The sequence below is a fragment of the Ichthyobacterium seriolicida genome (genome assembly GCF_002369955.1).
GTDB lineage: Bacteria > Bacteroidota > Bacteroidia > Flavobacteriales > Ichthyobacteriaceae > Ichthyobacterium > Ichthyobacterium seriolicida.
The window spans coordinates 648,406-674,989 of record NZ_AP014564.1 but is presented as its reverse complement, the minus strand read 5'-3'; the positions used below and the strand labels follow the sequence as shown (position 1 = coordinate 674,989).

At 32.3% G+C, this 26,584-nt stretch carries 22 protein-coding genes and 2 pseudogenes; 13 read left to right on the top strand and 11 right to left on the bottom strand.

Annotation, left to right across the window (positions count from 1 at the left end):
* Positions 1–7 precede the first annotated feature (7 nt).
* The 3 genes from JBKA6_RS02600 to JBKA6_RS02590 form a co-directional block, all read right to left on the bottom strand.
* A complete protein-coding gene (locus JBKA6_RS02600; RefSeq protein WP_096685582.1) occupies positions 8–2,059 on the bottom strand; it encodes an ATP-dependent helicase in 2,052 nt (683 codons plus the stop codon).
* 366 nt (positions 2,060–2,425) lie between these two features.
* Positions 2,426–3,793, bottom strand: coding sequence for a DUF5723 family protein (locus JBKA6_RS02595; RefSeq protein ID WP_096685580.1), 1,368 nt, complete (start codon positions 3,791–3,793; stop codon positions 2,426–2,428).
* Between the two features lie 45 nt (positions 3,794–3,838).
* Complete coding sequence (locus JBKA6_RS02590; RefSeq protein WP_096685578.1) at positions 3,839–4,486, bottom strand: hypothetical protein; 648 nt, start codon at positions 4,484–4,486, stop codon at positions 3,839–3,841.
* A gap of 227 nt (positions 4,487–4,713) precedes the next feature.
* Between JBKA6_RS02590 and rnhA the strand changes: the two genes are divergently transcribed.
* The 4 genes from rnhA to JBKA6_RS02570 are packed head-to-tail and all read left to right on the top strand — an operon-like array spanning position 4,714 to position 8,428.
* On the top strand, positions 4,714–5,178 hold the full coding sequence (rnhA, locus tag JBKA6_RS02585) for a ribonuclease HI (RefSeq protein WP_096685576.1): 465 nt from the start codon (positions 4,714–4,716) through the stop codon (positions 5,176–5,178).
* Positions 5,179–5,202: 24 nt separating this feature from the next.
* A complete protein-coding gene (gene serS / locus JBKA6_RS02580) occupies positions 5,203–6,471 on the top strand; it encodes a serine--tRNA ligase (protein WP_096685574.1) in 1,269 nt (422 codons plus the stop codon).
* Positions 6,472–6,473: 2 nt separating this feature from the next.
* The gene (gene hflX / locus JBKA6_RS02575; protein WP_096685572.1) at positions 6,474–7,694 is read left to right on the top strand and encodes a GTPase HflX; all 1,221 of its coding nucleotides are present in this window, start codon (positions 6,474–6,476) and stop codon (positions 7,692–7,694) included.
* A 59-nt stretch (positions 7,695–7,753) separates the two neighbouring features.
* Positions 7,754–8,428, top strand: a complete 675-nt coding sequence (locus JBKA6_RS02570; RefSeq protein WP_096685570.1) for a cell division ATP-binding protein FtsE — start codon at positions 7,754–7,756, stop codon at positions 8,426–8,428.
* A gap of 17 nt (positions 8,429–8,445) precedes the next feature.
* Here JBKA6_RS02570 and JBKA6_RS02565 read toward each other — a convergent pair whose 3' ends face one another.
* On the bottom strand, positions 8,446–9,528 hold the full coding sequence (locus JBKA6_RS02565; RefSeq protein WP_096685568.1) for an LptF/LptG family permease: 1,083 nt from the start codon (positions 9,526–9,528) through the stop codon (positions 8,446–8,448).
* Positions 9,529–9,580: 52 nt separating this feature from the next.
* The gene (locus JBKA6_RS02560; protein WP_096685566.1) at positions 9,581–10,159 is read right to left on the bottom strand and encodes a MarC family protein; all 579 of its coding nucleotides are present in this window, start codon (positions 10,157–10,159) and stop codon (positions 9,581–9,583) included.
* Between the two features lie 171 nt (positions 10,160–10,330).
* On the opposite strand from JBKA6_RS02560, the gene JBKA6_RS02555 reads away from it, so the two are divergent.
* From JBKA6_RS02555 to JBKA6_RS07470, 5 genes are all read left to right on the top strand, one after another.
* The gene (locus JBKA6_RS02555; RefSeq protein WP_096685564.1) at positions 10,331–11,356 is read left to right on the top strand and encodes a COX15/CtaA family protein; all 1,026 of its coding nucleotides are present in this window, start codon (positions 10,331–10,333) and stop codon (positions 11,354–11,356) included.
* Entirely contained in the window at positions 11,343–12,104 is a 762-nt protein-coding gene (dapF, locus tag JBKA6_RS02550) for a diaminopimelate epimerase (RefSeq protein ID WP_317044162.1), read from the top strand. Before JBKA6_RS02555 ends, dapF begins: the two co-directional genes overlap by 14 nt.
* A gap of 1 nt (position 12,105) precedes the next feature.
* On the top strand, positions 12,106–12,633 hold the full coding sequence (locus JBKA6_RS02545; RefSeq protein WP_096685560.1) for a GNAT family N-acetyltransferase: 528 nt from the start codon (positions 12,106–12,108) through the stop codon (positions 12,631–12,633).
* Positions 12,630–13,631, top strand: coding sequence for an endolytic transglycosylase MltG (mltG, locus tag JBKA6_RS02540; RefSeq protein ID WP_096685558.1), 1,002 nt, complete (start codon positions 12,630–12,632; stop codon positions 13,629–13,631). Before JBKA6_RS02545 ends, mltG begins: the two co-directional genes overlap by 4 nt.
* A 94-nt stretch (positions 13,632–13,725) precedes the next feature.
* Positions 13,726–16,614 carry a hypothetical protein gene (locus JBKA6_RS07470; protein ID WP_157776896.1) on the top strand — a complete coding sequence of 963 codons (2,889 nt, stop codon included), beginning with the start codon at positions 13,726–13,728 and terminating at the stop codon, positions 16,612–16,614.
* A 406-nt stretch (positions 16,615–17,020) separates the two neighbouring features.
* On the opposite strand, the gene JBKA6_RS07465 is transcribed toward JBKA6_RS07470, so the two are convergent.
* The 5 genes and pseudogenes from JBKA6_RS07465 to JBKA6_RS02515 all read right to left on the bottom strand — a co-directional run bounded on the left by JBKA6_RS07465 (position 17,021) and on the right by JBKA6_RS02515 (position 20,028).
* Entirely contained in the window at positions 17,021–17,158 is a 138-nt protein-coding gene (locus tag JBKA6_RS07465; protein ID WP_157776895.1) for a hypothetical protein, read from the bottom strand.
* Positions 17,137–17,907, bottom strand: a pseudogene (locus tag JBKA6_RS02530) (IS1380 family transposase); the annotation flags it as partial. The gene JBKA6_RS07465 and the pseudogene JBKA6_RS02530, both read right to left, overlap by 22 nt.
* Before the next feature lie 71 nt (positions 17,908–17,978).
* Complete coding sequence (locus JBKA6_RS07905) at positions 17,979–18,326, bottom strand: transposase (RefSeq protein WP_096685554.1); 348 nt, start codon at positions 18,324–18,326, stop codon at positions 17,979–17,981.
* Positions 18,327–18,417: 91 nt separating this feature from the next.
* Positions 18,418–18,945 (bottom strand): annotated as a pseudogene (locus tag JBKA6_RS07460) (IS1595 family transposase); the annotation flags it as partial.
* A gap of 468 nt (positions 18,946–19,413) precedes the next feature.
* Positions 19,414–20,028, bottom strand: a complete 615-nt coding sequence (locus tag JBKA6_RS02515) for a hypothetical protein (protein ID WP_096685550.1) — start codon at positions 20,026–20,028, stop codon at positions 19,414–19,416.
* A gap of 282 nt (positions 20,029–20,310) precedes the next feature.
* Between JBKA6_RS02515 and JBKA6_RS02510 the strand changes: the two genes are divergently transcribed.
* The 4 genes from JBKA6_RS02510 (at position 20,311) to ndk (ending at position 24,529) form a co-directional block, all read left to right on the top strand.
* Entirely contained in the window at positions 20,311–21,600 is a 1,290-nt protein-coding gene (locus JBKA6_RS02510; RefSeq protein WP_096685548.1) for a C10 family peptidase, read from the top strand.
* A gap of 360 nt (positions 21,601–21,960) precedes the next feature.
* Positions 21,961–22,986 (top strand): 4-hydroxythreonine-4-phosphate dehydrogenase PdxA, encoded by a 1,026-nt coding sequence (gene pdxA / locus JBKA6_RS02505; RefSeq protein ID WP_231952075.1) that lies wholly within the window; start codon positions 21,961–21,963, stop codon positions 22,984–22,986.
* 134 nt (positions 22,987–23,120) lie between these two features.
* Positions 23,121–24,056, top strand: a complete 936-nt coding sequence (locus tag JBKA6_RS02500; protein ID WP_096685546.1) for a calcium/sodium antiporter — start codon at positions 23,121–23,123, stop codon at positions 24,054–24,056.
* Positions 24,057–24,100: 44 nt separating this feature from the next.
* Entirely contained in the window at positions 24,101–24,529 is a 429-nt protein-coding gene (gene ndk / locus JBKA6_RS02495) for a nucleoside-diphosphate kinase (RefSeq protein ID WP_096685544.1), read from the top strand.
* 592 nt (positions 24,530–25,121) lie between these two features.
* Here ndk and JBKA6_RS02490 read toward each other — a convergent pair.
* The gene (locus JBKA6_RS02490; protein WP_231952072.1) at positions 25,122–26,564 is read right to left on the bottom strand and encodes a RagB/SusD family nutrient uptake outer membrane protein; all 1,443 of its coding nucleotides are present in this window, start codon (positions 26,562–26,564) and stop codon (positions 25,122–25,124) included.
* Positions 26,565–26,584: the final 20 nt, after the last annotated feature.

Here is a 26,584-nt window from a genome sequence, read left to right as displayed (position 1 = left end):
ACTAACTTTAATATCTTCTATAAGGCCTCTTGTATTTGGAGTTTGTGCCAAAACTTCTATAGCTACTACTACTATCACCACTAGATTCTCCTCCTATTCTATCTATATTTAACAATTCTAAATATTTTTTATCTATCTCTTTTAAAAATATACTCGGACTAGGATTTGTAACTGTTCCCCATTGAATTCTACTTTGAGTATAAGACATATATACCTTCCTCTTACTTCTGGTAATAGCTACGTAAAACAAACGTCTCTCTTCTTCTATTTCCTCAGGCAAACTAGTAGACAATCTAGATGGAAATAAATTGTTCTCCATACCTACTATAAACACAGTATCAAATTCCAATCCCTTAGACATATGGATAGTCATCAAAGAGACTTTATTTTCAGAATTATTATCATTGTCGTAATCAGTTGCTAAATAGACCTCTTCTAAAAATTGAGATATAGAAGCCTCTCTATCCATAGAAGCTCTACTCGCACAAAATATTTTTATACTTCCTATAAGCTCTTTTACATTTTCATATCTATTACGACCCTCAATAGTCAAATCACCATGCAATTCTTTAGCTAACCCTGTAGTGTTTAGGATATAGTCTGTAATTTCAAAAGCGTTTTTATCCTTGCTCTCATCTCTAAATTCACTAATCATATTGTAGAAACCTCTCAATTTGTTTCTAGTTCCTGAATTGATATTAATATCTAATTCATCTATATTTTCTATAACTTCAAATATAGGTTTACCGTATTCTAAAGACACTTTTGTCAATTTCTCAAGAGTTGTATCTCCTATTCCTCTAGCTGGATAGTTTATACTCCTCTTTAGAGCTTCATCATCTTTTAAATTTGTAATAAGTCGCAGATAGGCTACGATATCTTTTATCTCTTTCCTCTGATAAAAAGATGTGCCTCCATAAATCTTGTAAGGAATATTTTTTTTTCTAAGACCATCTTCAATAGCTCTAGATTGGGAATTCGTCCTGTATAAAACGGCAAAATTTTTAAAATTATTTCTATCTTGAATATTGTCTATTATAGATCTAGCCACGAAATCTCCTTCTTCATTACTATTGAAGGCCTTAAAAACACCTAATTTTTCTCCAGAATTATTATCGCTCCATATATTTTTATCTAGTTGTTCTGTATTGTTTTTGATAATGCTGTTAGCAGCTCCAACTATGTTTTTTGTAGATCGATAGTTCTGTTCTAAATTGAAAACAGAGACATCTTTATAATCAGTTTTGAAGTTCAAAATATTCTGAATATTAGCACCCCTAAAGGAATAAATACTCTGAGCATCATCTCCAACAACGCATATGTTTTTATATTTCTCAGATAGTGTTTTTACTATTAAATACTGACAGTGATTGGTATCTTGATACTCATCTACCATAATGTATTTAAACCTATTTTGATATTTAATTAGAGTCTCCGAATCGGTGTGAAACAATTCGTTTGCCTTTAACAGTATATCATCAAAATCCATGGCAGAAGCATTGAAACAAGTATTGATATATTTTTGATATACCTCTCCCATCTTTACTCGCTTGCTGTATATATCTTGCTTTTGCAATTCTCTGTTATGGTAATACTCTTCAACAGTTATGAGATTATTTTTGAGAAGAGATATTCTATTTTGTACGAATTTCACTTTATAGATATCTTTATCTAACTGCATTTCATTTATGATATCTGTTATAACTTTTGATGAATCTATCTGATCGTAAATAGTGAAATTACTAGAATAACCTAATTTGTCTGATTCTATTCTCAATATCTTGGCCAATACAGAGTGAAAGGTTCCCATCAATAACTTATCAGCTTTATCTCCGACTATATTCCTTATTCGATGTTTCATTTCATTGGCAGCCTTATTAGTAAAAGTAAGAGACAAGATGTTTGTTGGGTCAACACCTTTGTTTATTAGATTAGCTACTCTGCAAGTTAATACTTTAGTTTTTCCAGAACCTGCTCCCGCTATAATCATCACTGGTCCTTCTGTTTTTTCTACGGCTAAACGTTGAGCCTCGTTTAGCTCGGATAATTGATCATTCATAAAATCTATGTTATTTTTTTTAGTGCGAAATCTCTTTCACAGCAATCTGAAACTCTTCTAGAAGATAGAAGTCTCTAAAACATTTCAAAGGTATCCAATAATAGATAAGTTAGTTGAATAATTTTTCATAAGCTAATCAATTCGATTACTTTTAATTACGTTTGAGCTTGATAATCAGTTAAAACAACTTTTAGTTAAAAGAATCTTATATTGAGAAAAAGCTAACTTCTTTTCAGAAAAAGCGAAGACCCCTTGTTGGATAAACAAGGGGGAATAATTTTGAATCAAAACACATAAAAGAAAATCTCCTTACACAAAATTTACTTTTATAAGGAGACCTCTCAGGAGATTCTTAGAGATAAAGACTTATTCATTTTTGTCGCTGAACTTGTTTGGTTTTACGATTTTTTTTTCGCAGTTGCAACTTTTTTTTTTATCAGGATTGAACATAAAGTTTATTCCTAGGAATAAAGTTGCAGACCTTGCTTGATTGATTAAAATAAGGTCTACTAAATCATGAGTAGCCATATTAATCTGTACAGGCCCCCAGCCTACGACAAATCCTGCTCCAAGTTCAAAGTCATTTTTATAAAATGATGGAGCTGCTATTAAATCTAACCACTTATAAAGCCTAAAATCATAAGCACCTTGTATTCTGTAATCAAATATTCTATTTACTTCATATAGAGTAGTAGATAAAGAAAACGTATGTCTATTATTCAGTATATAAGATGCTGAAATATTATAATCTATATCCAACATCTTAGGCATGATATCCTTCTTTTCAACACTAGATAAAAAATCATTAGTTATTTTATTTGGATCTTTTTCAAGAGAGCTCAAAATCTCTGTAAGACTTTTATCGTTAAATAAATCTTTATCTAAAACGTGTACTGAAGAATATTTTGTCCAAAATATTAATCCTATATTGTTTAGGGATGTACTAATATTTAGATTTTTATCTATGTCATAGCTAAGTCCAATATCCGCAGCGAAACCTGGAGAAGTCTTAGTAGGATCATATAAATGTGGTAGATACTTATCAAAATACAAGCCCGTATCTCCTCCACTTGTATCATATCCAGAAGTAGAAAGAGTAGCTATATCATTTTCTGCATAAAATTTAACTTGATAAGTATCTTTATCAGTAAGTACACCTACCCTATTGGTGCTAAGTTCAGTGTAATTTAATGCTTCTAAATATTTTATATTGGCTCCTATACGTAGTTTTTCATTTAACTTAAGCCCTGCCCCAAATGATATCTCTATCCTACTATACTCTTGTATGTATACTTCGTCGATGGTCATATATTTACCTATGAATAACCTGTTTCCATCTATTATTTCACTAATGTTATTTAAATCTATTTTTGAGGTGTGCTTGACACTTATAGAAGCAAATACAGAAAAGTCATCCTTTGACATAAAAAATTTCAAGGGCGCCACTGAAGCTCTATTTCTAACATAGATATTCTTGTTATACAAGCTGTTATAGACGTCATATATATTTACTACTCCATCGACAGAGTTATTACTTATATCATCTAGAGATATTGGAAGCCCAACTAAATTTTCAAATACTGAAAACCCTATTCCCCATGTATGTTTAGGCTGTAAAGAAGGATTTAAAAAACCCCTATCCATTGACAAGGGCATTTGTCGCAACACTCCATCCTGAGCAATCAAACTGGCATAATTAAGCATAAGTACACCTATTAATATGCTTTTTTTCATTTTCACTAAAATCTTAAAAAAATTATTGTAACTAATCTAAATTCCCTAAATATCTCTTAAAAAGTTTATCCTAGTAGATACCTTAAAGTGTATATTAACAGTCTGGTTAACAGAAATGAAGACACTACCAGGAATAGACGGCGTTATAGTTAATTTACCGTAGGGGCTAGATCCACTTAAAACTTTTGTGAATTTTTTGGCATCCAATTTATACATAAAACTCTTTTTTGTAGATCCTGAAACCCTACCAGAGCTATCCAAGTGAGCTGATGGTATAACTAAAGGGTCATCTTGGGTTGTTATTTCTAAGATTCCTTTCCCCACGAGGGCTAAAGCCACTTTTAATTCAAGGGGAGTATTGTTTTCTACATACATGCCTAGGTATATTTCACGTATATCCAAATCTGCAACTTCGCCAACCATACCTAAGTCCATTTTTTCGACCTTGGTAATACTTGGAAAACTACTAAGTGGTTGCTCTCTCCCAGTGGTAAAATCTATACCTAATGCATTAGGGGCGCTGCCTCCATTCTTATGCATAATTCTTTTTAAAGATAATTCTATTTCATCAAATCCTAAAGCTACATCTGGAGCAAAGACATATTCTTGCTCTTCTAGAAATTCATAGTCTAAACAAGAAGATACAGTAGATAAAACGAGCGTAATACCCAAAAGGGTAACTATTCTATACATATTTTTTTCTTTTAAGTTTTATGAATAACACATAAAAAAACCATTTTCAAACATAAATTCCCGTTCAGGAATCTTATATTTATTTAAATATCCGAAAGCATCGCGCGAAGATAACTCATTTCTAAACTAAAGTATGAGAAAAATATTTATTACGTTTGCGCATCGTCACTTTTTCGTTACAAAAACATCCTAATAAAAACACTTAAGCTTAATGATATATAACCTAGATGTCTAAAGTAAATGTTTACACAGATGGCGCAGCAAAGGGCAATCCTGGAGTAGGAGGATTTGGAATTATAATGGAATTAGAAGGCAGTAATCATTCAAAAGAGTTGTATGAGGGATACAGCATGACCACCAATAATCGAATGGAACTTTTAGCTGTAATAGTAGCCCTAGAGGAATTGAAGAAAGAAGGAACAGAAGTTGTGGTTTATACCGACTCTAAATACGTAGTTGATTCTGTTGTTAAGAAATGGGTTTTCAACTGGGAAAAAATAGAATTTAAAGGGCGAAAAAACAGCGATCTATGGAAACGCTTTCTGTTGGCCTATAGAAAACAAAAAGTGCAATTTAAATGGATAAAAGGCCATAATAATCATCCAAAAAATGAGAGATGCGATGAATTAGCTTCTTTGGCCACCAAAAAAAATGAACTAAAAACAGATACTTTTTATGAAGAAAAAAAATGACATTTGTTTAATACTTTTGAAATCATGCTAAATATAAAACGAATAAGAGAAGAAAAACTATTTATAATAGAAAAATTAAATAGAAGAAATAAAGATTTCACACCTCTAGTAGAGAAAGTATTGCATTTGGATGAAAAAAAGAGATCTCTGCAAAAAGAGTTAGATCAAATATTATCCGAATCAAAAAATATTTCTGAAGAAATACACAAGTGCTTTCAATCTGGGGATTCTCAAAAAGCAGAAGCCCTAAAAACAAAAAGCAAGACCCTAAAAGAAACATTAAAAGCTTCAAATACACTTTTTGATAAAGTAGATGAAGAGCTAACTCAAGTGTTATACGAAATTCCTAACATCACAAACGATTTAGTCAAAACAGGAAAGGATGAATCGGATAATGAAATAGTCTTTGAATATAAAAGAGATTACCAAGATAAGGAATACTCAAAACCTCATTGGGAAATAGCTGAAAATAGAGGTATTATAAGTTTTAAACTTGGAGCTAAAATAACAGGAACTGGCTTCCCAGTGTATGTAGGTGATGGAGCTAAACTGCAAAGGGCGCTTATAAATTATTTTTTAGATAAAAATATAAAAGCCCAATACCAAGAAATACAAGTACCTCATTTGATTAATGAGAGTTCTGGATATGGAACAGGGCAACTTCCAGATAAAGAAAATCAGATGTATCACTTGGCTATAGACAATCTATTTTTAATACCTACATCGGAAGTTCCAGTGACTAATATCTATAGAGATGTTCTTCTCAAAGAAGAACATCTTCCAATAAAACACACTTCTTACACCCCATGTTTTAGAAGAGAATCTGGTTCTTATGGACGAGATGTAAAAGGCTTAAATAGGTTACACCAATTTGACAAAGTAGAGATTGTTAGAATAGAAAATCCTAAGGATTCTTATAGAGCTTTAGATGAGATGGTAGAACATGTAAAGAGCATTCTAAAAGAATTAAATTTACCTTTTAGGATTTTAAGATTATGCACTGGTGACACTGGCTTTACTTCTTCTATTACATATGATTTTGAAGTTTTTTCAGTAGTGCAAAAAAAATGGCTAGAAGTGAGTTCAGTTTCTAATTTCGAAACCTTCCAAGCCAACCGTTTGAAATTGCGTTTTAAAGATAAAAAAGGCGATATAAAGCTGTGCCATACTCTAAATGGCAGTTCTTTGGCTCTGCCTCGTATAGTTGCATCTCTCTTGGAATACTATCAAGCTCCAGATGGAATTAAAATTCCAGAGGTATTAATTCCATATATGGGAGTAGAAAAAATATAATTATGCATAATGTCACAAAAAATAAATACGAACGAAGTGTATTAGTAGGAGTCATAACACCCGAACAAAACGAAAGCAAAACTCAGGAATACATAGATGAACTGTCTTTTTTGACAAAGACCTCTGGAAGCGAAGTTGTAAAGGTTTTCATTCAGAAAGTGAATTTTATCAAACAGAAAACTTTTATAGGTTCGGGAAAAATTGCCGAAATAAAAGAATTTATAGTAGAAAATGATGTCAGCACAGTTATTTTTGATGACGAATTAACTCCTACACAACTCAGAAATATAGAACGTTTTTTAGAGTGTAAAGTCTTAGATAGAACCAATCTCATATTAGATATTTTCGCTCAAAGGGCAACTACTTCATACGCTTGTACTCAAGTAGAATTAGCACAATATCAATATCTATTACCCAGATTAACTAGGATGTGGACCCATCTAGAGAGACAAAAAGGTGGAATAGGCATGCGCGGTCCAGGAGAAACGCAAATAGAGACAGACAGACGTATCATAATACAGAAAATTTCTCTTTTGAAAGAAAAGCTCTCTGCCATAGATAAGCAGATGGCCACACAGCGAAAAAATAGAGGTAAACTAGTCAGAGTAGCTCTAGTGGGATACACCAATGTGGGTAAATCGACCATGATGAACACACTAGCAAAAACCCAAGTATTAGCAGAGAATAAGCTATTCTCCACCTTAGATACCACAGTGAGAAAAATAGTGGTTGACAATATCCCCTTTTTAATGACTGACACAGTAGGATTCATAAGAAAATTGCCTACTCAGCTAGTAGAGTCCTTTAAGTCTACTCTAGACGAAGTTAGAGAAGCAGATTTGTTGATACATATAGTAGATGTTTCTCATCCATCTTTTGAAGATCAAATTGTATCGGTAAATAAAATCCTGACAGAGATAGGAGCTCAGGATAAGGAACAATTATTAGTTTTTAACAAAATAGACAAAGTTTTAAACTTAGAAAACAAAGACGATAGAGATTTAGAACTGCAAGCCAATGCTGGATCTATAAAAGATCTACGAGAAAAATACGCCCCTAACAGAGATCAAGAATGTATATTTATCTCGGTAAGAGACAAGATAAATATAGATTCCTTCAAAAAAAAGATTTACGACAGAATAAAAGAAATACACGTAACTAGATTTCCTTATAACGACTTTTTGTATCTAAACTACGACGATCAAGGCAATATCACTGAATAACAAAATATTCAAAAAAAAAAAAACAATAAAAAAATATATTCTACCCATTTGTAATGCTCATGCAACAAGACGTAATTCTTTCACTTGAAAAAGCATCTATATTCCAAGGAGGGAATATGATTTTATCCGATTTGAATGTGGAGATAAAAAGGGGAGATTTTTTTTATCTAACTGGCAAAACTGGCAGCGGCAAGAGCAGTTTCATTAAAACTGTATACTGTGATTTACCATTAGTAGAAGGAAAAGGTCGTGTTATAGATTATGATTTAAGAAATATTAAACCCAAGGAAATACCTTTTTTAAGGAGAAAATTAGGAATAATATTCCAAGATTTTCAACTTCTAACAGATAGAACTGTAGATGAAAATATGTCTTTTGTACTCAGGGCAACAGGTTGGAAAAACAGTAAAATGATAAAGAGTAGAATCGAAGAAACTCTATGGAAAGTCGGAATGGAAACAAAGGGTTTTAAAATGCCTTTTGAATTATCGGGCGGAGAACAACAAAGAGTTTCTATTGCGAGAGCTCTGTTGAATGAACCTGAATTTATCCTAGCTGATGAACCTACTGGAAATTTAGACTCAGAAACCTCTGAAGGGATATTCTTTTTACTCAAAGAAATAAATATGGAAGGAAAAACAGTTTTAGTGTCAACTCACGATTTTTTGTTGATAGAAAAATTCCCTTCTAGTATTTTAGAATGTGTTGGAGGAAAGATCAAATTGATCAATTAAATAAAGACCTCTAATTATCAAGTCTGTCTCAACGCCTTTAAGTGCATTAGAAGAGTTATAACAACATATATTATATTGGGAAGCCATACTGCTAATAACACTGGGAAATCTGATTTTATTGCTAAAGTGGAAGATATCTGCATCAAGAAGATGTATAAAAAAGCGATAAACAACCCAATGGATAAATTAATCCCAGTGCCTCCTCTCTTCTTCCTATATGAAAAGGAAACTCCCATTAGAATTAATAGATACGTAGCAAAGGGAATACTATTTCTCTTGTAGTACTCTACTAAATATATTTCCATAGATTCTGAACCTCTACTTTGCTCATCATCTAAAAAATTTTTCAACTTTTTAGAATTCATAGTTTCGGCTATATAATCCTGAAACACTAATTTATTTAAATCAAATTGCAGTACAGTATCTAAAGTCTCTCCAGAATTTATAATGTCTTGTTCATGGGTTAAAATTCTCTCTTTATAATTACTCAATTCGTATTTTTCACTATCCTCATTCCAGGATATATAGTCTGACTCTAAACTATATTTCAGAACTTCATTATCGAATATATTATAAGAAAAACCATGTCCTATCGCATTTTTAGACTCATAAAAATTAACATAAACAAAATGACCTGGTTTTACTTGTCTATATATATCATAACTATTTTGAGAATATGTCTTGTATATGTACTGAGCTTCGAATTGTTTTCTTGTTTTGTTAGATTCTGGAATAACCCAATGCGATAAAAGTAAAGATATAGATGTTATTATTGTGGCCGATATAACATACGGTCTAAGGAATCTATTATAAGATATCCCGCTAGACATAATAGCTATAATCTCAGTGTTATTAGCCATTTTGGAGGTCACCAAAATAACGGAGATGAATATAAATACAGGACTAAATAAATTTCCATAAAATATGATAAAATGAAAAAAATATAGATCCCACAATTCTCCTATAGAAAAATTTAGATCTAAAAGTCTATCTAACTTTTCTGTTATATCTATTGTGACAAATATTGCCAACAACAAAAGGGTCATAAAAACAAAAGTCCCTAAAAACTTTTTTATTATGTACTTGTCTAGAATATTCATTAATAGAGATGTTTTGGCTATGGTTCATCCCTTTTTTTATTCGAGATATTTGCTAACCTAAGAGATTACCTATGTTCGAAGTAAATAATTTTACAGAGATAGCCAATAATATTATACCAAATACTTTTCTAATTACATTGATCCCTGCCGAGCCCAGCACTCTCTCTATTTTCTCTGAGGTCTTTAAAACTATATAAACAAAAATTATATTTATTATCAACCCCAATATTATATTCTCCACATAGTATTCGGATCTCAAAGACAACAAAGATGTCATAGATCCTGGTCCAGCAATAAGTGGAAATGCTATTGGCACTATAGAAACCGTATCAGGACTGTTCTCTTCTCTATAAATTTGTATTCCCAATATCATCTCTAACGCCATGAAAAATATAACCAAGGAACCAGCCACTGCAAAAGAACTCGTATTTATACCTATTAGACCTAATAGCGATTCTCCAAGGAATAGGAATACTACCATGATAACACCAGCTATTAAAGAAGCTCTACCAGAGTGTATTCTCCCAGCCTTCTTCCTCAAGTCTATAATAATGGGGACATTGCCTATAATATCTATTACAGCGAATAATACCATCATACAGGTAACGACTTGTTTGAGATCAAAATTCATACTACTGAGTACTTAAATAATTTGCGCAAAATTACTCAAATTATTTTTTATTCGATGTTCATTTAATTGAGTCTCAATCTAAAATCCAATTCATTTTTTAGGAAAAAGTTATAATGGCAACCTAAAAATGGCTTATTTTATTTTGATTAATTTCGCTCGATATTTCACGTAATGAAAAAGAAGTTCATCCACTCTGTAATCACAACTATAGTTTTAGTGTATATAATCATACTATCGGGATCTATAGTAAGGGTAACAGGCTCTGGTATGGGATGTCCCGACTGGCCTAAATGCTTTGGATACTACATACCCCCCACTAGCATTGAACAAATAACATGGAGAGAAAACACCTCCTTTAAGAAAGGCAATGTGATAATAAAAGATAAAAAACTATACGTCTCTAATAGAGATTTCATATCTAAAGAAAATTATTCCCATGAGAATTGGTCGGTCTACACAAAACACAATTATACTAAATTCAACGCAAAACACACCTGGATAGAATATATAAATCGATTATTTGGAATGTTAGCAGGCATCTCGACGCTCATCATGTTTGTGTTGTCTTTTTTTCAGAAAAAGAAAATTATGATATTTCTATGTCTTTTATCAGTGATATTATTGGGATTTCAAGCTTGGCTGGGAGCCGTCGTAGTATATTCTGTCTTGGCACCTATCAAAATTAGCATACATATGATTGCAGCTCTGGTAATCTTGTCGCTATACTTGTATATACTGCATCTATCAGTAGACAAAAAAACAATCATAAAATACGATAGAGGGTTTCACATGGGAATAATAGTAATTACAATACTGCTTATAATGCAAATCATCTTTGGAATACAATTGAGAGAATTCGTCGATAAGCAAATGAAACTATATGAGTATTCTAATCGGGAGATGTGGCTTTTAAATCCGAATATATGGTTTTATATACATCGTTCGTTTTCTTTGATATTTATTCCTATTCTAGTTTGGATATATATAAAAAACAGAACCTTACAAAACAAAAATATACAGATAGTTTCGGGCTTGATAATATTAGAAATTATAACTGGAATAATTACATATATGTTTGATTTTCCCATACTATCTCAACCTCTACATCTGTTGCTTGCAACTGTGATATTCGGTTATTTATTTTATGAACTTCTCAACTATAACAGGGTGAAAAATAATGAAAATGCAATTGTATAAATATCAAGCTACAGGAAATGATTTTATAATCATAGATGATAGAAATGATGAATTTATCAGAGATAAAGTAAATATCCTCTGTGATAGACGATTTGGAATAGGAGCAGATGGACTTATACTATTAAAAAAATCGTACAGTTATGATTTTAAAATGATCTATTACAACTCTGATGGTAAAGAATCTAGTATGTGCGGAAATGGAGGGAGTTGTATAGTTGCCTTTGCAAAAAAGATAGGACTGATAAATAACACTTCAACCTTTGAGGCTATAGATGGAGTTCATTCTTCGGAGATATTAGGAGAGCAAGTCAAATTAAAAATGTGTGATGTTTATGAGATAATATCCCATGAAGATCACTTTTTTTTAGATACTGGATCACCTCATTACATAAAGAGAGTGGATGATGTAAAAGTCATCGATGTAGTAAAAAAAGGGGCAGAGATACGCTACGGTAAACAGTACTCTAAACACGGAGTAAATGTGAATTTCTTAGAATTAAAAAACAGTGGAGAATTATTTATCAGAACTTATGAAAGAGGTGTGGAAAATGAGACATTAGGTTGTGGCACTGGGGCGGTAGCAGCTGCCATTGTGTCTAGAAAAATGAATTGGATAAAAGCTCAAGAAATACTAGTCAATACCTTAGGAGGAAGTCTGAGAGTTTCGTTTGAAAATGAAAGAGATACTTTTAAAAATATCTATTTAACGGCCAAGCCAACTTTTATATTTGAAACAAGTATAGATTAAAATGATACTAAAGGGTAAAAATGTAAATCTAAGGGCCTTAGAACCAAGTGATATCGATGTTCTATACCAATGGGAAAACGATACTGATATATGGGGAATAAGTCAAACTAGCACCCCTTTTTCGAGGAAGATACTAAAGGATTATTTAGACAATGTGCATTTAGATATTTTCACTACCAAACAAGTCCGGTTGATGATAGAAAACAACATTAGTGGCATTCCCTTGGGAACTATAGAAATGTTCGATTTTGATCCCCAAAATCAGAGGGCGGGTATTGGGATTTTAGTATATGAAAAAGAAAATAGAAATAGAGGAATAGGAAGAGAGTCTTTAAATCTATTCATAAAATACGCTTTTGATATACTTTATCTAAACCAGATATTTTGCAATATTTTAACTGAAAATAAAGAGAGTGTAGCTCTATTTGAAAATTTAGGATTCCAAAAAATAGGGATTAAAAAAAAATGGATCCGTCTAAAAGACGGTTTTAAAGATGAATATATGTTTCAACTTATAAATACAAAATGAAAAAACACACTTGTATATCTGCTGTAATTGTTTTTAATGTAATCGTATATTTTTGTTTCACATTTGCCTTTGGAGGAAATATAACAAAAGATGCTGTTGTTCTAATACCCAATAATTCAACATTTCCAGAAGTAGTAAATACAATAAGCCCGTATCTCAAAAATGAGATGTCATTTAAGTTAGCATCCTACGCTAAGGATTATCATAACAATGTCAAATCTGGAAGATTTTCTTTAAAAAAAGGATTATCAAACCTAGAAACTATTGAAATACTCTCAAAAGGGAAACAGACTCCTGTTAGAATAATTTTTAATAATGTGGAGACGATTAAAGACTTATCTATTGTTCTATCTAAAAGTGTAGAGGAAAGCGCAGAAAATATTTTTAAGGCCTTTTACGATGAGGAATTTTTAAAAAAATACAATTTAACTAAGGAGACTGTCATTAGCATACCTATCCCCAATACTTATGAAGTTTTTTGGAATGTCTCTGCCGATAGGTTAGTTAAAAGACTATATAGAGAAAATAAGATTTTTTGGAATGAAAGTAGATTGAAAAAAGCAAAAGATATTAACCTAACTCCATTACAAGTATCTACATTGGCTTCTATAGTTCAAAAGGAGACTTCCAATAATGATGAAAAACGTATTGTAGCAGGAGTTTTTCTAAACAGATTAAAAAAAGGTTTAAGATTAGAGTCTTGTCCTACAGTAATTTTTGCTGTGAAGCAAAAAGATGGAAAAGACATAAGAAGAGTCCTTTATAAACATTTGAAAATAGATTCTCCTTTTAATACTTACGAAAACAAAGGTCTTCCTCCATCTCCTATTTGCATTACAGAAATCAGTTCTATCGACGCTGTGCTAAATGCCGAAAAACACGACTATATATATATGTGTGTGGATCCCAATAGATTGGGATATCACGCATTTGCTAAAAGCCTCAGAGAACACAACAAGAATAAAAGTCGATTTATAAGGTGGCGAAAAGGGCAATAATATTTTTGGATATAAAAAAATGATTTTATAAGTATTTATAACTATTTTAGTAAACTTAAAGTTAGCCTATTTTAATAGTATTGAAATTATAAAGATGTTTGATCTAAAGAAAGTATTATTACTCACATTATCTATTCTTTTTACGTTATCATGTGATAAGAACAATGTTTTTCCTGAAAATGAAAATTCCGAAAGTACAATTCCTAAAGAAATAATAAGTCTAAAATTAGGGGCATCTCAAAATCTTGAAATAGGAGGTGTTGATATAAATGCCAAAGTTATTGAATCTAATGGACAAAAAATCTATGTTTTGTTATTGCCTCATGGTGTAGGTGCTGAAATTAAAGAGTTTAAACCTTCGATTGAGATATCCGAAGGCACTACTATAAATCCTGAGAGTGGTTCAGCTCAAGAGCTTGGAAAAATCATTGTTACTGAAAATGTTTTTGACTTATCCCAATCAGGTATAGAATATACTGTTACAGCCGATGGAGATAACTCGGTTAAAAAATACAGAGTTATAGCACTTAGAGCACCCAACGGTGTTGATTCTGCTAAAACTGTGATTAAAGCTGATGATAGTAAGCTCTTATCTAATTCTGATATTACTACTCCAAATGTTGATAATTTAAATCAAACAATAACATTTGGTTCTTTAGAGAGTCCAAATCTAAAAAATGATGTTAATAAAGATGGTATTGAATTAGATATAGATGTAAATTTTAGTAGTCGAGTAATTCCAGATGACGGCAAAGATAATTATAAAAGCAGCCCTATCCCAGCTGTTCCAACTACAGTTTCTTTCAAAAAGAAAGAAGATGATGAAAATACTTATGAAGCTATTATTCCAATAACTTATACAATAGAAGAAAGCGAGTTTGTAAAAAATTACAAAATTATTATATACAAAAAGTCTATTTCTAAAGTTAAAGAGGAACTTAATGATTCTATCTCTGCTGCTAAAACTATTGCTGATAATGCTTCTACTACTACCACTGCAGCCTCTGATATTGTTAAAACTTTAACTGATAAGTCTACTGCTGAAGCTGCTGTTAATCAGGCTACTCAAGCTGTTACTACTGCTACTGAGGCTATTGAGGCTGCCTCTACAGCTACCAGTGCCGCTACTACTCCTGAAGCTTTAGCTGAGGCTAAGACTAGAGCTGAAGAAGCTGCCGCTGCAGCTAATACTGCTAAGACTAACGCTGATACTGCTAAGAGTACTGCTGATGCTGCTGCTAGACAAGCTCAAGCTGATGCTTTAACTGCTGCTGTTCAAAAGGCTACTACTGAAGCTGAAAAAGCTAAAATTGCTGCTACAGCTGCCCAAACTGCCCAAACTGCTGCTGCTCAGGCTGCTAAAGATGCTGCCACTACTGCGTCTACTCAAGCTCAAGCTGCTGCTGATGCTGTTAATAGTTTAATTTCTAATTCAGAAACTCAGGCTGTTAAAACTGCTGCTACTCAAGCTCAGGCTGAGGCTACTAAAGCTGCTGATAAGGCCAAAACTGCTTCTGATAAAGCTGCAGAAGCCCAGACTGCTTACAACAAGGCTTTAGCTGCTCAGCAAGTTGCTGAACAAGCTCAGAATACAGCTGAGACTGCTACCACTGTTACTGCTGCCACTCAAGCTACTGTTACTGCTGCTGAAGAAGCTAAAAAAGCTGAAGAAGCTAAGAAAGAGGCTGAAACCGCTAAGGATACTGCTGAAACTGCTAGAGATGCTGCCATTACTGCTGCCAAACAAGCTCAAACTACTGCTATTCAGGCTCTTGCTGCTAAGGCCACCGCTGAAGCTCAAAAAGCTAATACTGCTTCAGATGCTGCTGAAACTGCTAAGAATACAGCTGCACAAGCTCAGACTGATTCTGAAAAAGCTAAGAATGATGCTGATACTGCTTTTAATTCCGTTAATAGTTTACTTTCTAAAACTGGAACTGTTAAGACTGCTGTTGAACAAGCCCAACAAGCTGCTCAAACTGCTGCTACTCAAGCTGGCATTGCTTCTACTCAGGCTCAAGCTGCTAAGACTGCTGCTGATAAGGCTAACCAAGCTAAAGATGCTGCTGAAACTACTAAGAATGCAGCTGAAGCTTCTAATACTAATGTTGCTGCCGCTAAAAATGCTGCTGAATCTGCTGATTCTGAAGCTCAAAAAGCTGAAAATGCTAAGAAAAAGGCTGAGACTGCTAAGGATACTGCTGAAACTGCTAGAGATGCTACCATTGCAGCTGCTAAAAAAGCTCAAATTGAGGCTGCTAAAGCTCTTGCTACCAAGGCTTCTGAAGAAGCTCAAAAAGCTAAAATTGCTGCTACAAATGCTCAAACTAAGGCTGGATTAGCCCAGCAAGCTGCTGCCGCAGCTTCTACTAAGGCTAATACTGCTAGGGACACTGTTGATGCTCTAATTACCGCTATAACCGATACTTCTTCAGATGCTACCGCTAAGGTTACTGCCACTCAAACTGCTGCTACTGATCTTGTTACTAAAGCTGAAGCCACTAAATCTGCTACTATTGAAGCTGCTACGAAGGCTGGAGAAGCTCGGCAAGCTGTTCAAACTACTGTTACTGAGGCTGAGAAACTTAAAACTGCCGCTGAGGCTTTGGTTGCTGCTTTAACTAGCCATGCTGCTAATGATGCTCTCCAAAAAGCTAATGAAGCTAAGACTGCTGCTAATTCTGCCTTGGAAAAGGCTAAAGCTGCTAAACAATCTGCTGAGAATGCTCTTCAAAAAGCTAATGAAACTAAGCAAACAGCCGAGGAGGCTAAAACTGCTGCTGATACTGCTGCTGCAAAAGTTGGAGCTTCTGATTCTGAAGCTGCTGAAAAAGCTAATTTAGCTAAGACTGCTGCTGAACAAGCTGCTACTAACTCCAGGACTGCTAAGAATGCTGCTACTGAGGCTTTAAATAAAGCTACTGAAGCTAAGAATGCTGTTTATGCTGCTAAGACAGCCATTGAAGCTATTACGATTCCATAACATGGATAGATTCAAAATATTTTAATTTTCAAAAAAGGGGTGTTTTTATGCCCCTTTTTTAATGCTATTAAATCAGGTTTGTCTGAAAAACTGAATTCAATTAATATTTTTTTCTCCACGCTTATCTAAATATAAACTATCTTAAATAATAATGTTGAATTATAAAAAAGATATTTAAAATTAGGTTCAAGACAACTTAACCCGCATTATTCATAGTCATACTAAAATAGATTAGACGTGATATTTTTTCCTTAACTTTTTTACTAATCGAAGAGAACTCATCTTCTTTGTCGTTTTTTTGCACCTTTTTTTAGGATGACAATGCTCTTTTTTAGTGTTTTTACATGGTTTTTTAACGACAAGGCGTAACTATCCCAAGGTTGTTCATTTCACAAATAAACAACCGTTACTGGGTAATAATTTCCCGAAATAAACCCTTGTAAACAAAAGATTTAGATAGCTGATAATAGATTCGCCTTTTGGTAATTTTAATCGTTGCTCCTACCTTGAGAAAGATAGGTTCTAATCGAAACTGATTAACCATTTTTTTGCTACTTCAAATCTTGTTTTCTTTATCTTCTGTTTCAGTAATAAAAACATTTCATAGGCAAGACTACTCATCATAAGTCGAAAAAAATTAGCAAGAAAACTATGATTTGACAAACGATCAGAAAAACACATATTTTTAACTTCTTTTATTCTATTTTCACTTGAATCACCTCTTTTCACATAAAAGTCAAAGTAAATTTCTCTAGCATCCTTTTGGGGAAGATTACTAGAAAAATGCCTTATGTTCATCCCTAATCCTGTACTCTCAACTTTAGAATAGCACTGTTGAGGCTTGTGCCAACTCTTGGCTTTGTACGTAAAACTCATAAAATGTTGGTGCTTCTCTCCCTGATCTAAATACATTTTTTTTACAGCATTTTTTGACCAAGATACCTTTCTTTTTAAAACTTCATTGCTCGCTATGCCTGTCACATATAGTAAATCAAAATCATCTACTAATTGGTAAAAAGGAGCGCAACTAAAGCCGCTATCACTTCTAATAATTATTTCCATCTCTGGGTGACTCTCACGTATTTTGATAATTATTCGCTTTAAAATACTCACATACCATTTATTAGAATGACTATTTCCTGGGCGGAGTACAGGAAGGATAATCTGTCCTGTTTTTCCATCATGAAAAAATAGTTCATTGTACATGAATTGACTATAATAACCGTTAAACATTGACAATTGTTGACTGCCATGAGTTGGATCATCAGTTGAATCTACGTCAATAACTATTCTCTTACGATCAGATAAACTTGAAACATATTTGTATAACCCACGCCATCACAAAAACTTAAAGACAGCCCTGTTTATCCCAAGCTATTCTCAAATCTTGATATAGTGGGTTGAGAGGCCAAATTACCTTGAAGAACATCTTTGAATAAAGGATCATTCTGTAAATGATTAACATCATTGGCGTCTTGATAGCCTAACATGATCATATAAACCCTTTGCTTTAACTGATACCTTCTGCTATAAGTAATAAATCTAGAGTCTCGAGTATCAAGTAAAAACTTACTGTAATAATGAATCAATCTATGATCTGGTTCTAGTTTTTCAAGCATGATTAAAGATCCATCAGAACTAATTTCTGATGATGAAAAAGTTAATTCAACAGAAGTCTTCCCTCTATAAAATAATGTGTTTTTATTCCTCATTTTTGGGCCTTATATAAAGTCGTTGTTTTTTAGTTAACCCTACTAAAATTAACACTTTATACCCAATATTGAAATATAACCATGAATAATCCAGGTTAAGGGGATTTTTTCTTAGCCATTTTACACAGATAAAAATACAAATTTTCATTGCGATAATTAAACCTCCATTCACACTCTTTTAGATGATAATAAAACTTGTGTTTATGAACACATGGATAATCAAACTTTACACAGTACCCAAAAATTCTCAATTCCATTAATGTGATTTACTCCCTTTGTAAATTCATTTTCACTATGTTTTACTCTATAATACCTCTTGTAACCATAATTTACCAAGCCCTCATAAGACTTAAATCCATCGGTATAAATTGTACTTTCTTTACTTGCTCTACTCTCTATAATAGGCATTATTACTAATGATAAACAGTTTTTTACAATTTATGTATAAACTTTCCCTTCTCTCTTTAACATACCAAATAATGGAACTTTTCATCCTGATCCTCATCCCCCTTTTCCTCTAACTCGTTTAGAACCAAAACAACTCTCATCTAATTCTATTTCTCCTTGACTAAAAGAGATTTTCTTCCTCGCGTTTTTCAGCAATTGACAAGCCTAACCTGGATTATTCATAGTCATATGACTTTTTAAGGTTAAATCTATCGTTTTTTATCCAGTATTTCCAAGTAATTATCAATCTAACTCAGGTTATAAACAATGTGTTTTTATTCCTCATTTTTGGGGAATATCTAAAGTGGTCTAGATTTGGTTAAAACCCTTTAAAATTAACACCTCATATCAAATATTGAAATATAACCATGAATAATCTGGGCTAATTTGTCAAAAGTTTTGTTGATAATATAACGACCTACATTAGTCAATTTACTAACTTTTTTCGCTTGCCATATCTAGGTGAAATAACCGTAAAATAGACATGACTTTACCCCAGAAATTCTCAAACGAATTATATACTCATTTTCATAGATAAGATAAGGGTTTACGCGCACATAAATTTACCTTAAGTTGTCTTGAACCTAAAATAATAGTGGCATACTTTTGAAAAATAATAGTTTAAATAAACCATAGAGCACTACAGCCTATGTATATACATAAAAGTTTTAAGTTCAACTTCATTTATGATAAATATCTTTCCTATATCTTCTTGATTTTTACTAAAGTGATCTTTTAAATTTTTTCCTGAATTATCCCATGTTTTTTCATGGATTGTAGCCTTTTTAGTAACCCCTTCCATTTCAAATATTTCTGTTTCTAAATACTCTATTCTCTTTTCTAGGTTTTTTTCTGTTTTTACTGTAAAGTTTTTATTGAAAATAATAATAGAATCGTTTTTAAATATTTTTAGATTAAAAGTTCTTTTAATCCCTCTTAAATTTCGGTTCTCCTTTCCTTTATATCCATCATAAAAATCCCAATTTGGATCACCATGTTTATTATAATTGTCATTGTTTTCATCGAAAAATACACCCCATAAAGAATGATCAATATCATCATTTACTTCAAGGAATTCACCTTCTATTGTACTGTCTGTATTATCTATAAAATTATTGCCATTATCTATAGATGAATAATTATTATGAGGTAAGAATATTATATGTAATCTATTTCTATAATATGTACCTGTGTTTTTACTGAGATAAAAGAAAGATCCAATTGTTTTTATTTCATCTACAGCTTTTATTTCCACTTTTAAACTATCCTCTTTATTAAAATCTAGGTTTATTAATATAAAATCTAAATCATAAAAAAAGCTGTGGTGGTCTTGTATCTCCTCCTATTGGTTGATCTTCTTGATTATTCACACAACCTTTAGTAAAAACGATAATTATAAAAATTGTGAATAATATACATGTAAATTTTGTAAAGTCTTTCATTTTTTTTGTGTATATTCACACAAGTCCTGAAAAATCAACTTGAATCGTTGTAATGATACATAAAATTATTACAATATTCTTAAAAAATCTTAGTCATGTATAAATATAATAATAGCTTGTTTCTTTTTTTCGTCCTTTTTTTTATATGCAGTTGTAATAAAGATCATTTCATTGATTCTAATTTATCGGATGTTCCCGATAAAAAAAAGATTGAAGATATTGATAAAGTATCTGATGCCTTAAAATATTTAAATACTACTTTCTTACAATATGATTCTGAGAATTCAAATACTGCAACCTATTCCCGTAATTCTAATGTGTTAAGTAATCCTCTTAGGATATCTGATATTGATACTATTTACGATTTTAGATTAACTCAACACGAACCATTATTAAAGCTAGTTTGCCTCAAAAAAAATGGTTATTTTCTAACTAGTTATTTAGATTTGAATATAAATAAAGTGCCCCCTGTTTTATTTTATTCTGAAAATAAATTTAACCCCAATAACGTAAATCCTGGTCTTATTGACTATATAAACTCATTTGTTGAAGGTAAAATAGCTCAGGATAAATATTTAGCATCTAATCCTTCAATGAAATTTAGTCTGTTTCCAATGATAATAGGTGGTGGTGGTATAGACCCGAGAGCTGACAGGGTGAATCCCCTACTTAAAACCTATTGGAGTCAGGATAAAGAAAAGGGGTTTTTCGTAATGATGAATGGTAAAAAAATGACTGTTGGGTGCGTACCTGTTGCAATAGGTCAAACTCTTTTTTATTATTACTACAATAACCCTAACAGACCTAAGAAGCTTGATAATTTTGATTTTCATTATCCTAATTTTAGTGCAATGAAACTTACTGAAGGAACCGAAGCTACTCGTAAATTTCTTTATATGATAGGCTATTATACAGATGCTGAATGGGGAGTAAATTATACTGGGGCTTATTCAGGAGAATCTGTAGGGCTATTTGAAGCAATGGAAATAGATGCTAATGTCTCTAATTATAACTCTAGTGATGTTGTGCATTCTCTAGCTGATGGACGTCCTGTTGTATTAAGGGGGTCTATGGAAAGGAAAGTTAAAGATGCTTATTTGTTTGGTATTACTTATTGGCCTATTAATAATAGTAGTATTCGTTATACCTATAGCGGAGGTCATGCTTGGGTTTGCGATGGTTACTTTTATTCAAAATATGGCTATCTTTTTTTACATATGAACTGGGGTTGGGGGGAATCTTATTCAAAAAGTGATTCCAATATACTTTATGGAGCAGGTTGGACTTATTACACAGATTGGGAAACTGGTAATTCGATAGTCGGTAAGGCAAGTTACAATTATTTAAAAAAAATGGTAATAACAAAACCTAGATTTCCTTTTTAAAGAAAGTGTATAAAAACACTTCTTTTAATATTGAACTCATTTTAGCTCTCTCTGAGTAAAGACTTTCTCCAAAAAGTAGAGAATAAAGATCAAGTGCTTATGCTAGAACCTACTGCGTTATGGCAGGATAGTACTACTCAAGTATTTCAATTTACCCAGTGAGTTTTGCAAAAAGAATCCAAGTTTCAGGCAAATAGCTCCTAAAACTATGAAAAATGATGAAATAACTGTAACTCTAACTTACCATTAACCCCTATAAAAATCAAGGATTTCAATTGCTCTTATTAAGCGATTTATCAGTCGAACTTAGGTCTATATTATTTGTAATTTTGCCGCCTTATTTATTTCGATAGAAATATAATGATTTCAAATAAAAAAAAAATTAGGGTAGGTATTTCTACTGGTGATATAAATGGAATAGGGTTAGAAGTATTTTTAAAGACATTTTCCAATGCTGATATGTTGTCTATATGTACACCTGTATTATTTAGCTCATCAGATGTCCTATGTAAATACATGAAAAAAATAAATATGGAAGAAATTCCGATAAATAAAATTTATAACCCTTCTCAGATTGGCGATAATAAATTAAATATCCTGGCTAAAAATCACGATGATAATATTTCAATACAGTTGGGTACACCTACCCAAATCTCTGGACAATGTGCATTAGAATCTTTAGAGTCAGCTACTGCATCTCTAAAAAATAAAGATATAGATGTTCTAGTAACTGCTCCTATAAGCAAGAAAAATATTTCAAGCAGCGGATTTGATTTTGTAGGCCATACAGAGTATTTAGAACATGAACTAGAAGGGGAATCTCTAATGTTCATGGTTAGTGATTACATAAGATTAGCAGTGGTGACAGGTCATATTCCTATATCGGAAGTGGATAAAAATATAACTGAAGAGATTCTAAGCAAAAAACTGAATATCATGATAAAATCTCTTAAGAGAGATTTTGGAATTTCAAATCCTAAAATAGCTGTTTTAGGGCTAAATCCACACTGTGGAGATCAAGGAATTATAGGAGAAAAAGACGACAGCGTGATCAAACCAGTTATAAAAAACTTCTACGAAAATAGAAAATTAGTTTTTGGTCCTTTCTCTGCTGATAGTTTTTTTATCAGGGGGAACCATATGAAATACGATGCTGTTTTATCTATGTATCACGATCAGGGCTTAATGCCTTTTAAAATGCTCTCTACCGATGAAGGAGTTAATTTCACTGCTGGCTTGGAAAGAACTAGGACTTCTCCAGATCATGGAACAGCTTTTGGCATAGCAGGACAGGGAATAGCAAATGAAAATTCCTTTAGGAAAGCAGTTTTTTTAGCTGTAGATATTTTTAAAAAAAATAACATCTACAAAGAGCTATACTCTTGATATAGCTATTTGAATTGATAAAAGTTCAATTACTTAAGGGGATTTTCTTTCTACTTGTTTGAGCAAGTGGATTTTCAGATTTTTATTGATACAGTTAATTTTCCATTTTGTTAATTTAGCCGCATTTTATGAGTATGAATTTATTGAGTATAATTCTAGGTTTTTCATTGCTATCCTTTGGAGGCTATGCCTTAGTAAAGTCTTCTGTTTCTATCTCATTAAGATTAAAAATATCTCGAGCTGTAATAGGGATGACTATAGTGTCATTTGCAACTTCTGCTCCTGAATTAATGGTCAGTATCAAAGCTGTATTAGATGGAGCTATGGATATTTCACTAGGAAATGTAGTTGGATCTAATATAGCCAATATAGGTCTTATATTAGCTATAGCTGTAATTCTAAGACCAGTAATGCTAACTAGAGATTTTTATCTAAAAGATGCTCCTATGATGGTATTTTCATCTCTATTGCTATATTTTTTATTTTTTAGGGATAAATATTTAGATAGATATGATGGAGGATTCATGCTCTTGTGTTTTTTAATATTTCTGTTTTTATCAATTAGGAAAGGTCTTAGAGAAAATAACAATGGTGAATTCGATGAAGACTTAGTAACTATAGGGATATACAAGACTATTTTATATTTCGTGATAGGCTCTGTATCCCTTTGGGCAGGGGGCGAAATGCTAATACAAGGAAGTATTTCTCTAGCTAAATCTCTAGGTGTCAGTGAGAGGATTATATCTATAAGTTTGATTTCTATAGGAACGAGTATTCCAGAGCTAGCTACTTCTATAGCTGGAATTATAAAAAAAGAAAATGCCTTATCTGTTGGTAATTTAATAGGTTCTAATATATTTAATATTCTGGTAGTATTGGGAATCACAGTTGTAGTAAAGCCTATAGAATTATTAAATATGAACATGTTAGACGATTATATATGGATGCTGATTATTTCGAGTATGGTTATACCTCTAACTATCATTCCTAAGAAAATGGTTTTAGGCAGAAAAAAGGGAATAATTCTACTCGTATTGTACTCGTATTTTATAATTAGTGTTTTGATGTAAAATTATAATTTTGATTTTCAGTTTAATATAAAAAGTATTTTGATATGAATAGAGGGAACACAACTTTAACAATGATAAAGCCAGATGCGGTAGAAGCGAAAAAGGCAGGTATTATCTTAGACAAGATAATAGAAGCTGGTTTTGATATAGTGGCTTTAAAGATGAAGAGATTCACCAAGAGTGAAGCTGAATTATTTTACCAAGAGCACAGCGAGCGTCCTTTTTTTCCTGAATTAGTAGACTTTATGATTTCAGGTCCTATATTGGCTGGAGTATTGAAAAAGGAAAATGCAGTTGAGGAATTTAGATCTTTTATAGGGGATACTAATCCTGAAAATGCTAGAGAGGGATCTATAAGGAAACTATATGGTAAATCTATCAGTTTTAATGCGATACACGGTTCCGACAGCGATCAAAGTGCCAAGAGAGAGATAGATCTACATTTCTCTGATGATGAAATTTTAAATATCTAATTTTCTTGTAGTCAGCTGACTACACAATCAAATAGAGATAAATTTTTAAACTTGAGTTAGGTTATATCCTCTCAGTAAAGTAATAACCCTTGAAATAATAGAAATTTAATGATAAATAGAGAAGACGTTTTTTGGTAAAAACCAATGGTTTTTTCTTAATTTTTCTATTGAAACAATTATCTTCAAGTAATTGTTTTCCAAACTATTTTCATAGGAAGGTCTTAAGTATAGGGTATTAAGAAGCTGTCTCAAAACCGAGGCAGCTTTTTTTGTTTTATCTGATTTGCTTACTGCGTTCAAATCACTTTATTACCTGACTTCGATTAATAAAGACGCTTGAATCCCTTGATTTTATTTAGATTTAAGTAAATACCCCTTTGGCTTTGGGCTCTTTTTATGCTTATGAGGCTGATTTAGTCGGAATTTAACAATTCTTACGCTAAAACATTCTTTTTATCACAAACACTAATCTCTTTAATAGCAGTTAATTCAAGGTTCTCAAGTGCTTTAATTAAATTATTAATCGAAGTCAGGTTAAAAGTATTTTTTAATGAAACATTAGAAATAGATCTCTTTGTTAATCTTGGGCTTGTTATCTATCGTTATTAATATCATCAGTAACATTATCGTTAGCATCTATTTCCTTTTCGGGTATCATAAGATAAAAACCTACATCATTTGCAGTGAGATCAAATCCCCGGCCTGCTAACATGTGATTTCCAGAGCGAACTATAGGTCTTCCTAATCTCTTAGCATCAAACCATTCTACTCCCATCTCTCCATATAATTCTTTTCTCCTCTCCAATAGAATTTCCTCCATAAGAGCATCGCCAGTATTAGCGCTTTTGGCAGCGCTAGGATCTCTGTTTTTTTGAAGTTTATACAACATATCGTGAGCAGCGTCCCCTTTATCCTGTCTAAATTTGGCTTCGGCTACAATTAGCATCATCTCAGAGGTTCGCATCAAAACCATATCTGATTTAAATTTAAATTTGAACTTATTGGTTGTATATAATTTAGGTTCACTTTCGTCAGAACCATTTTTTATGAATAATTTACGCACATCTGTATCGGTAAACTTAGAGACAAATTCTTTATTTATAAAAAGTGAGCTATATGCTCTACCAGTAGGTTCAAAAAAAGATGACATGACCGTAACCCCCATGTGCTGTTTATCAGTCTGATCCATACCCCATATCCATTCACTATTAGATATATCATCAAATCCCGTAGTATATGACTTAGAATTTAATACGTCATCGACCTTTCCTCCCAAAGCATTTAAAGCAGCTGTCTCACAAGCTGCCCAATCATCTTGAGTGACCTGTAAAACTCTAGCATAAATACCATTTGCTACAGCAGAGTTTATATAAGACTTATTTATCCTGGCAGCCTTAAGTTTAGGAATACTCTCTTTCAACTCTGCTTTTATAAAAGCGTACACGTCCTCTAGTGTAGAAAACTTTTTGCCGACAGAAGTTTTATTAGAAGGTTTTTTGTATATAGGCAGAGAAGGCTTGCCGCTACTGCTATTGTTAGAATAAGCAGACTGAAACTCCATAGATAATTGAAAGTAGCAATAGGCTCTTAAAACCCTACTTTCGGATAAAAATTTATCTTTTTCATCTACTTCAAGTATACTGGCATCTTCGACATTTTTAATAAAAACATTTAACTGATTTATCAGACTATAGAAAAAGCCCCATGTAAAATGTGATCTATCTGCTGTTTTATCTCTATCATTGTTTTCGGAATCATCACTAAAATGATCTCCAGCTTTTCCCATAATTATATCATCACCTTTTACAGTCCTAGCTAAATAAACAGAATGCAATGCCACATATCCATGCCCCTCATAGTACTGCTCCTTATACATACTAAGATTTCTAATGATACCAGACATAAATGCCTCTACTCCATCTTTTGTTTTAAAAGCATCTTCATATAAAATAGAATTTGACTTAGGAGAGTCTAATATATCTTTCACACAAGATGATGATGTAAGTAATAATAACAGTACTATATATTTTTTCATAGTTATATATTTTTTCATGA

Coding starts and splice junctions, on each gene's coding strand:
- JBKA6_RS02600 (WP_096685582.1), bottom strand. CDS start 2,059: ATGAATGATCAATTATCCGAGCTAAACGAGGCTCAACGTTTAGCCGTA.
- JBKA6_RS02595 (WP_096685580.1), bottom strand. CDS start 3,793: ATGAAAAAAAGCATATTAATAGGTGTACTTATGCTTAATTATGCCAGT.
- JBKA6_RS02590 (WP_096685578.1), bottom strand. CDS start 4,486: ATGTATAGAATAGTTACCCTTTTGGGTATTACGCTCGTTTTATCTACT.
- rnhA (WP_096685576.1), top strand. CDS start 4,714: ATGTCTAAAGTAAATGTTTACACAGATGGCGCAGCAAAGGGCAATCCT.
- serS (WP_096685574.1), top strand. CDS start 5,203: ATGCTAAATATAAAACGAATAAGAGAAGAAAAACTATTTATAATAGAA.
- hflX (WP_096685572.1), top strand. CDS start 6,474: ATGCATAATGTCACAAAAAATAAATACGAACGAAGTGTATTAGTAGGA.
- JBKA6_RS02570 (WP_096685570.1), top strand. CDS start 7,754: ATGCAACAAGACGTAATTCTTTCACTTGAAAAAGCATCTATATTCCAA.
- JBKA6_RS02565 (WP_096685568.1), bottom strand. CDS start 9,528: ATGAATATTCTAGACAAGTACATAATAAAAAAGTTTTTAGGGACTTTT.
- JBKA6_RS02560 (WP_096685566.1), bottom strand. CDS start 10,159: ATGAATTTTGATCTCAAACAAGTCGTTACCTGTATGATGGTATTATTC.
- JBKA6_RS02555 (WP_096685564.1), top strand. CDS start 10,331: ATGAAAAAGAAGTTCATCCACTCTGTAATCACAACTATAGTTTTAGTG.
- dapF (WP_317044162.1), top strand. CDS start 11,343: ATGCAATTGTATAAATATCAAGCTACAGGAAATGATTTTATAATCATA.
- JBKA6_RS02545 (WP_096685560.1), top strand. CDS start 12,106: ATGATACTAAAGGGTAAAAATGTAAATCTAAGGGCCTTAGAACCAAGT.
- mltG (WP_096685558.1), top strand. CDS start 12,630: ATGAAAAAACACACTTGTATATCTGCTGTAATTGTTTTTAATGTAATC.
- JBKA6_RS07470 (WP_157776896.1), top strand. CDS start 13,726: ATGTTTGATCTAAAGAAAGTATTATTACTCACATTATCTATTCTTTTT.
- JBKA6_RS07465 (WP_157776895.1), bottom strand. CDS start 17,158: ATGGTTAATCAGTTTCGATTAGAACCTATCTTTCTCAAGGTAGGAGCA.
- JBKA6_RS07905 (WP_096685554.1), bottom strand. CDS start 18,326: ATGAGGAATAAAAACACATTATTTTATAGAGGGAAGACTTCTGTTGAA.
- JBKA6_RS02510 (WP_096685548.1), top strand. CDS start 20,311: ATGTATAAATATAATAATAGCTTGTTTCTTTTTTTCGTCCTTTTTTTT.
- pdxA (WP_231952075.1), top strand. CDS start 21,961: ATGATTTCAAATAAAAAAAAAATTAGGGTAGGTATTTCTACTGGTGAT.
- JBKA6_RS02500 (WP_096685546.1), top strand. CDS start 23,121: ATGAATTTATTGAGTATAATTCTAGGTTTTTCATTGCTATCCTTTGGA.
- ndk (WP_096685544.1), top strand. CDS start 24,101: ATGAATAGAGGGAACACAACTTTAACAATGATAAAGCCAGATGCGGTA.
- JBKA6_RS02490 (WP_231952072.1), bottom strand. CDS start 26,564: ATGAAAAAATATATAGTACTGTTATTATTACTTACATCATCATCTTGT.